6 protein-coding genes and 1 other annotated feature are annotated in these 7,501 nt (G+C 37.6%); of the genes, 5 read left to right on the top strand and 1 reads right to left on the bottom strand.

The features are described from left to right. Positions 1 to 67 precede the first annotated feature (67 nt). On the bottom strand, positions 68 to 1,069 hold the full coding sequence (locus BAQ44_RS01555; RefSeq protein ID WP_063261968.1) for a YaaC family protein: 1,002 nt from the start codon (positions 1,067 to 1,069) through the stop codon (positions 68 to 70). A 115-nt stretch (positions 1,070 to 1,184) separates the two neighbouring features. Here BAQ44_RS01555 and guaB point away from each other — a divergent pair, with 115 nt between their 5' ends. From guaB to serS, 5 genes are all read left to right on the top strand, one after another. Further along, positions 1,185 to 2,648, top strand: a complete 1,464-nt coding sequence (gene guaB, locus BAQ44_RS01550) for an IMP dehydrogenase (protein ID WP_063261967.1) — start codon at positions 1,185 to 1,187, stop codon at positions 2,646 to 2,648. Between the two features lie 113 nt (positions 2,649 to 2,761). After that, on the top strand, positions 2,762 to 4,069 hold the full coding sequence (gene dacA, locus BAQ44_RS01545) for a D-alanyl-D-alanine carboxypeptidase DacA (protein ID WP_131801842.1): 1,308 nt from the start codon (positions 2,762 to 2,764) through the stop codon (positions 4,067 to 4,069). Between the two features lie 161 nt (positions 4,070 to 4,230). Beyond that, positions 4,231 to 5,118, top strand: a complete 888-nt coding sequence (pdxS, locus tag BAQ44_RS01540; protein ID WP_000186157.1) for a pyridoxal 5'-phosphate synthase lyase subunit PdxS — start codon at positions 4,231 to 4,233, stop codon at positions 5,116 to 5,118. An 18-nt stretch (positions 5,119 to 5,136) separates the two neighbouring features. Continuing rightward, complete coding sequence (gene pdxT / locus BAQ44_RS01535; protein ID WP_061680196.1) at positions 5,137 to 5,727, top strand: pyridoxal 5'-phosphate synthase glutaminase subunit PdxT; 591 nt, start codon at positions 5,137 to 5,139, stop codon at positions 5,725 to 5,727. Between the two features lie 54 nt (positions 5,728 to 5,781). Continuing rightward, positions 5,782 to 6,003, top strand: a binding site (T-box leader). A 51-nt stretch (positions 6,004 to 6,054) separates the two neighbouring features. Then, a complete protein-coding gene (gene serS, locus BAQ44_RS01530) occupies positions 6,055 to 7,329 on the top strand; it encodes a serine--tRNA ligase (protein WP_000884184.1) in 1,275 nt (424 codons plus the stop codon). Positions 7,330 to 7,501: the final 172 nt, after the last annotated feature.

Below are 7,501 nucleotides of genomic sequence, written 5' to 3'. Positions count from 1 at the left end.
CTTGTCCCTGTGAGAGTAGGACGTCGCCAAGCAACTAAAAACACAAGTCTTTTGACTTGTGTTTTTTTTATTTCCCATGAAATAGGTTCGGTTCTGTTAGTAAAAAAGACGAAATATAGTAAGGGATTTTTTGAGCAGAAATAGTAAGAAATTGATAAATAAATGGATAATCTTCAGAGCCGTAGCTCCCAAGTAAATCATACCACCAATCTGTTTCGTATCTAGAAATCATACTTAAATTGTAGAGCAATAAATAGTGAACGAGAAGTTCAGGTAATATGGGTTTAGGATTTCTCGGGTCAGTTGGAATTGGTAGGTAATAAGTATCGGCAAGATATTCGTAGTATAAAGGCGTACTATATATAGGGTTCCACGACTGGATAGGGGCTGTAAAAAGCAAATTCGATCCGCTCGTTTTCCCGGAGACATGTTGTATGGATAAATGCTTACAAGTTGATTCAATGTAACGTGAAAATCTCTCTGTAGTCATATGAAGCCGATCTAGTATGTTGACCGAAAAGGAAAGTTCATTTGTATTTGTTGAATCAATTTTATATAAAGTGCCCCCCCTTTGACTGTAGCGAAATAAATTTTGTAATTCAGGAATATTTCCCATTAAATCCAGCATGTTAAACTTTTCTGCTTCTAAGTGTTTCATGTGAAACAGCTGTTCTGCAACATGAGTAAATAATCCATTTTTTTGTACTTTCACCTCATCTTCTAAAAATTGATATCCCTGTTTTTTTCGTTTGCGAGTTGTAACACCATGAGCTAAAACTGTAGTGGATTCTGGATAGTTCGGATCAATAGTTAGTAAGCAGGCTTTAAAAAGTTGGCTCATTCCATAAAACAATAACATTGGCTGAATCGAAAAGGGGGCTACCTTATATAATTCATAATAGTTTTTCCCGTGTTCTAAGTAATAAATAAAGGGATAACAATTTTCGAAACTTTTTTTTTCAGCATCTTGTATGGAGAATTTTTCATAACAACGGGCAAGATAACGTTGTACATTTTGAGATGAAAAGAAGAAACTTAGTTGCTGCCAAGTACAATGTGTTTGATGCATATATTACGCTCCTTTTATTGTCTAAAAATTCTAACATATATATACGTCCTTGACAGTATTTTAACCAATTGATAAGCTACTAATAATAATTTCTGGTATCATGGGGGGAACAAATATGTGGGAATCTAAATTTGTTAAAGAAGGTTTGACTTTTGATGACGTATTACTTGTACCAGCAAAGTCAGATGTACTACCAAGAGAAGTAAGTGTTAAAACAGTTTTATCTGAAAGCTTACAGTTAAATATCCCGTTAATTAGTGCAGGAATGGATACAGTAACAGAAGCTGATATGGCTATTGCGATGGCTCGTCAAGGCGGTTTAGGAATTATTCATAAAAACATGTCTATCGAACAACAAGCGGAGCAAGTTGATAAAGTAAAACGTTCTGAAAGTGGCGTTATTTCAGATCCTTTCTTTTTAACTCCAGAACATCAAGTATATGATGCAGAGCATCTTATGGGAAAATACCGTATCTCAGGTGTACCGGTTGTAAATAATTTAGACGAGCGAAAATTAGTTGGTATTATTACAAACCGTGATATGCGTTTTATCCAAGACTACTCAATCAAAATTTCCGACGTAATGACAAAAGAAAAGCTAATTACAGCTCCAGTTGGTACTACGCTGGAAGAAGCTGAAAAGATCCTACAAAAGTATAAAATTGAAAAACTCCCTCTTGTTGATAACAACGGTGTATTACAAGGGCTTATTACAATAAAAGATATTGAAAAAGTAATTGAATTCCCAAATTCTGCGAAGGATAAGCAAGGACGCTTATTAGTTGGAGCAGCGGTTGGTGTAACGGCTGATGCGATGCTTCGTATCGACGCATTAGTAAAAGCTAGCGTAGATGCAATCGTACTTGATACAGCTCATGGACATTCTCAAGGTGTTATTGATAAGGTAAAAGAAGTTCGTGCGAAATATCCAGCACTAAATATTATCGCTGGAAATGTTGCTACTGCTGAAGCAACGAAAGCATTAATCGAAGCGGGTGCAAATGTAGTTAAAGTTGGTATTGGACCAGGCTCTATCTGTACAACACGTGTTGTAGCTGGCGTTGGTGTACCACAATTAACAGCAGTTTATGATTGTGCAACAGAAGCTCGTAAACACGGTATCCCAGTTATTGCTGATGGTGGTGTTAAGTACTCTGGTGACATGGTAAAAGCCTTAGCAGCAGGAGCACACGTTGTTATGCTAGGTAGTATGTTTGCTGGTGTTGCTGAAAGCCCTGGAGAAACTGAAATTTACCAAGGCCGTCAATTTAAAGTGTATCGTGGTATGGGTTCTGTCGGAGCGATGGAAAAGGGAAGTAAAGATCGTTACTTCCAAGAAGGAAATAAGAAACTTGTTCCAGAAGGTATTGAAGGTCGAGTACCATATAAAGGGCCTTTAGCAGATACAGTTCATCAATTAGTTGGTGGATTACGTGCCGGTATGGGATATTGCGGAGCGCAGAATTTAGAATTCTTACGTGAGAATGCACAATTCATTCGTATGTCAGGTGCTGGTTTACGCGAAAGCCACCCTCATCACGTACAAATTACAAAAGAGGCTCCAAACTACTCATTATAATGTCTTATATACAAATAGACAGAGATTTGATATCTCTGTCTATTTTTTTTTGATTATGTTAGAATAACGGTTATGTGAGTACATAGATATTGGGGGTAGCAAAAGTGAAAGGTATGTTTTGCAAAAGATTCATTGCTTTAGTAACAATGCTTACACTAGCTTGTAGTATGTTGTTACCATATAGCAATGCATCAGCAGAAACAGGATCTGCTCTAAACATTGAAGCAGGTGCAGCAATTTTAGTTGAAGCGAATTCTGGGAAAATTTTATATCAAAAGAATGCAGATGAATTATTATCAATTGCTAGTATGACAAAGATGATGAGTGAATATTTAGTTCATGAAGCGGTGGATAAAGGAAAACTTAAGTGGGATCAAAAAATTAAGGTTTCTGAATATGCGTATAAAGTTTCACAAGATGCTTCATTATCAAATGTTGCATTAGAAAATGGTGGCACTTATACAGTAAAAGAGCTATACGAGGCAATGGCAATCTTTTCTGCAAATGGTGCAACAATTGCATTAGCAGAAGCAATTGCAGGTAAAGAAGTAGACTTCGTAAAAATGATGAATGATAAATCAAAAGAACTAGGGTTGAAAAATTATAAATTTGTCAATTCTACAGGTTTAACGAACAAGGATTTAAAGGGAATGCATCCTGAAGGAACAACAGCGGATGAAGAAAATAAAATGTCTGCAAAGGATGTTGCAACTTTAGCACAACATTTAATTAAAGATTATCCAAAAGTGCTAGATACAGCAAAAATCCCGAAAAAAGAATTCCGTCCAGAAAAAGAGAAGTTTGCAATGTCGAACTGGAACTGGATGTTAAAGGGCTTAGTGAAAGAATATGATGGCGTTGATGGCCTGAAAACAGGCTCGACTCCAGAAGCAGGGGATTGTTTCACTGGTACGGTTGAAAGAAACGGTATGCGTTTTATTTCTGTAGTTATTAAAACAAGTTCTCATACAGCACGTTTTGATGAAACAAAGAAGCTATATGATTATGGATTTGCTAACTTTGAAATGAAGCAAATGTATAAAAAAGATTCTTCAGTAAAAGGGCAAGAAACAGTACGAGTAGAAAATGCTAAAGAAAAAGATGTAGCAGTTCAAACAAAAAAAGCTGTTTCACTTCCAGTGCCAAAAGGAAGTAAAGATGTTTATAAAACAGAATTAAAAGAAGCAAGTAAGGGACAAGAAGCACCAATTAAAAAGGGAGCTGCACTTGGCCAAATGGTAATCACACCAAAAGATGCGAATGATCCTGGATTTTTATCTGGTAAGTCATTACAAATAGATCTTGTAACAACATCTGCAGTAGAAGAAGCGAATTGGTTTACTCGTTCTATGCGTGGAATTGGCTCTTTCTTTAGTGGTATATGGAATAGTGCTGTTGATACAGTAAAAGGTTGGTTTTAAAAGCTCCTCATTGTAGGGGCTTTTTCTTATTCCTATTTTTCATACCGACTTTATGAAAAAGTAGTAGACAAGCATCTGATAGTTAGTGGTAGAATGTAAGAGTATTCTTAATTTTCGCCTTTAACGGGGAAAAGCAATTCACCTAGGGGGGTTTTTGTAACATGACAAATGTAACAGGGACAGAACGTGTAAAACGTGGAATGGCAGAAATGCAAAAAGGCGGCGTTATTATGGACGTAATTAACGCTGAACAAGCAAAAATTGCAGAAGAGGCAGGCGCAGTTGCCGTTATGGCACTAGAGCGTGTACCAGCAGATATTCGTGCAGCAGGTGGCGTTTCTCGTATGGCAGACCCAACGATCGTTGAAGAAGTTATGGGTGCAGTGTCAATTCCGGTTATGGCAAAATGCCGTATCGGTCACCTTGTAGAAGCACGTGTATTAGAATCATTAGGGGTAGACTATATCGACGAGAGTGAAGTATTAACTCCTGCTGATGAAGTATACCATTTAAATAAACGTGATTACACAGTTCCATTTGTATGTGGTTGCCGTGATATCGGAGAAGCTGCACGTCGTATTGCAGAAGGTGCATCTATGCTTCGTACAAAAGGTGAACCAGGAACAGGAAACATTGTAGAGGCAGTGCGTCATATGCGCCAAGTCAATGCAGAAATCCGTCAAGTTGCAAGTCTACGTGAAGATGAGTTAATGACATATGCAAAAAATACTGGTGCTCCTTATGAAGTACTACTTGAAATTAAACGCCTTGGTCGTTTGCCAGTTGTAAACTTCGCAGCAGGTGGTGTAGCAACACCAGCAGATGCAGCGTTAATGATGCAACTTGGTGCGGATGGTGTATTTGTTGGATCTGGTATCTTCAAATCAGAGAATCCAGAGAAATTTGCACGCGCAATCGTTGAAGCGACGACTCATTATGAAGATTACGAACTAATTGCAAGCCTTTCTAAAGGATTAGGTAATGCGATGAAAGGTATCGAAATTTCAACGTTATTACCAGAACAACGCATGCAAGAGCGTGGATGGTAATTGAAGGAGAACTTTAAAATGGTGAAAATCGGTGTACTAGGTCTTCAAGGTGCAGTTCGTGAGCATGTGAAATCAGTTGAAGCAAGTGGTGCAGAGGCTGTTGTTGTAAAGCGTATCGAGCAACTTGAAGAGATTGATGGTCTTATTTTACCAGGTGGTGAAAGTACAACAATGCGCCGTCTTATTGATAAGTATGCTTTCATGGAACCACTTCGTACATTCGCGAAGTCTGGTAAACCAATGTTTGGTACATGTGCAGGTATGATTCTTCTTGCAAAAACGCTTATTGGCTATGAAGAAGCACATATTGGTGCTATGGATATTACAGTAGAGCGCAATGCGTTCGGACGCCAAAAAGATAGCTTTGAAGCCGCACTTTCAATTAAAGGTGTAGGAGAAGACTTTATTGGTGTATTTATCCGTGCTCCATATGTTGTACGTGTAGCTGATGATGTTGAAGTACTCTCCACACATGATGATCGAATGGTAGCAGTAAAACAAAATCAGTTTTTAGCTGCTTCATTCCATCCAGAATTAACGGATGATCATCGTGTGACAGCATACTTTGTAGAAATGGTAAAAGAAGCGAAAATGAAAAAAGTTGTATAAGTAACTTGCAACTTGTATAAGATTATAGTAAATTGATGGTAACAATTTTATAAAATAAGCGTGTTGATAGGAAATAGTAACAAATGCCGTTTCTTATAGAGAGTCGATGGTTGGTGGAAATCGATAGAAACAGTTTGTGAATCCATCCTGGAATGGAATGTGGAATATCTTTATGATTAGTAAACATTCCCGGTGAAGAGCCGTTATTTCTACTTGAGAGGAAGGCGGCAATGCTTTCAACTAGGGTGGCAACGCGGGTTAACTCCCGTCCCTTTATATAGGGACGGGAGTTTTTTGTGTTTTATAAAATAAAAGGAGGAGTATATAATGCTTGATATTAAATTTTTACGTACAAATTTTGAAGAAGTAAAAGCAAAGTTACAGCATAGAGGCGAAGATTTAACTGATTTTGGTCGCTTTGAAGAGCTGGATACGAGAAGAAGAGAATTACTTGTTCAAACAGAGGAACTAAAAAGTAAACGTAACGAAGTATCTCAACAAATCTCTGTATTGAAGCGCGAAAAGAAAGATGCAGAAGCTCTAATTCTAGAAATGCGTGAAGTTGGAGAAAAAGTAAAAGATCTTGATAATGAACTTCGTACAGTTGAAGAAGATTTAGAAAGATTAATGTTATCTATTCCAAATATCCCTCATGAATCTGCTCCAGTTGGTGAAACAGAAGATGATAATGTAGTAGCACGTACTTGGGGAGAAGTGAAAGAATTTGCTTATGAACCAAAACCACATTGGGATCTTGCTACAGATTTAGGAATTTTAGATTTTGAGCGCGCTGGGAAAGTAACGGGAAGCCGCTTCGTATTCTATAAAGGTGCTGGCGCAAGATTAGAGCGTGCTTTAATTAGCTTTATGCTGGATCTTCATACTGACGAGCATGGATACGAAGAAGTATTACCTCCGTATATGGTAAACCGTGCAAGTATGACAGGAACGGGACAACTTCCGAAATTTGAAGAAGATGCATTCCGTATTGAAAGTGAAGATTACTTCTTAATTCCAACAGCTGAAGTACCTGTAACGAATATGCACCGTGATGAAATCTTAAATAAAGAGCAATTGCCGATACGATATGCTGCATTTAGCTCTTGTTTCCGTTCTGAAGCAGGTTCAGCTGGACGTGATACGCGTGGCTTAATTCGTCAGCATCAGTTCAACAAAGTAGAGCTTGTAAAATTCGTAAAACCAGAAGATTCTTATGAAGAGTTAGAAAAATTAACAAATGATGCAGAACGCGTGTTACAATTATTAGAGTTGCCATATCGCGTTATGAGCATGTGCACAGGCGATTTAGGATTTACAGCAGCGAAGAAATACGATATCGAAGTATGGATTCCAAGCTATGGCACATATCGTGAGATTTCTTCTTGTAGTAATTTTGAGGCTTTCCAAGCGAGACGTGCAAATATCCGTTTCCGTCGTGAGCCAAACGGAAAACCAGAACATGTTCATACATTAAATGGATCTGGTCTTGCAATTGGACGTACGGTTGCAGCTATTTTAGAGAACTACCAACAAGAAGATGGTACAATTATAATTCCAGAAGTTCTTCGCCCTTATATGGGAGGAAAAACAGTTATTAAGTAAATGTAAACATTCATCGGTATGAGTGATTGGTAATTATGAGCGTTGTCAGTACTATAATGTAGGAGAGGAAAAGTAAAATTTTCCTTTCCTCATAATTTATTTTAGTAGGGTTGACTAACTGTTTTTCTTTTGATATTATATTTGATGTCAATATGGAGGTATACCCAAGTCT

The sequence above is a fragment of the Bacillus mobilis genome (assembly GCF_001884045.1).
GTDB classification, from domain to species: Bacteria; Bacillota; Bacilli; order Bacillales; family Bacillaceae_G; genus Bacillus_A; species Bacillus_A mobilis.
This window is presented reverse-complemented; position numbering and strand designations above follow the sequence as displayed.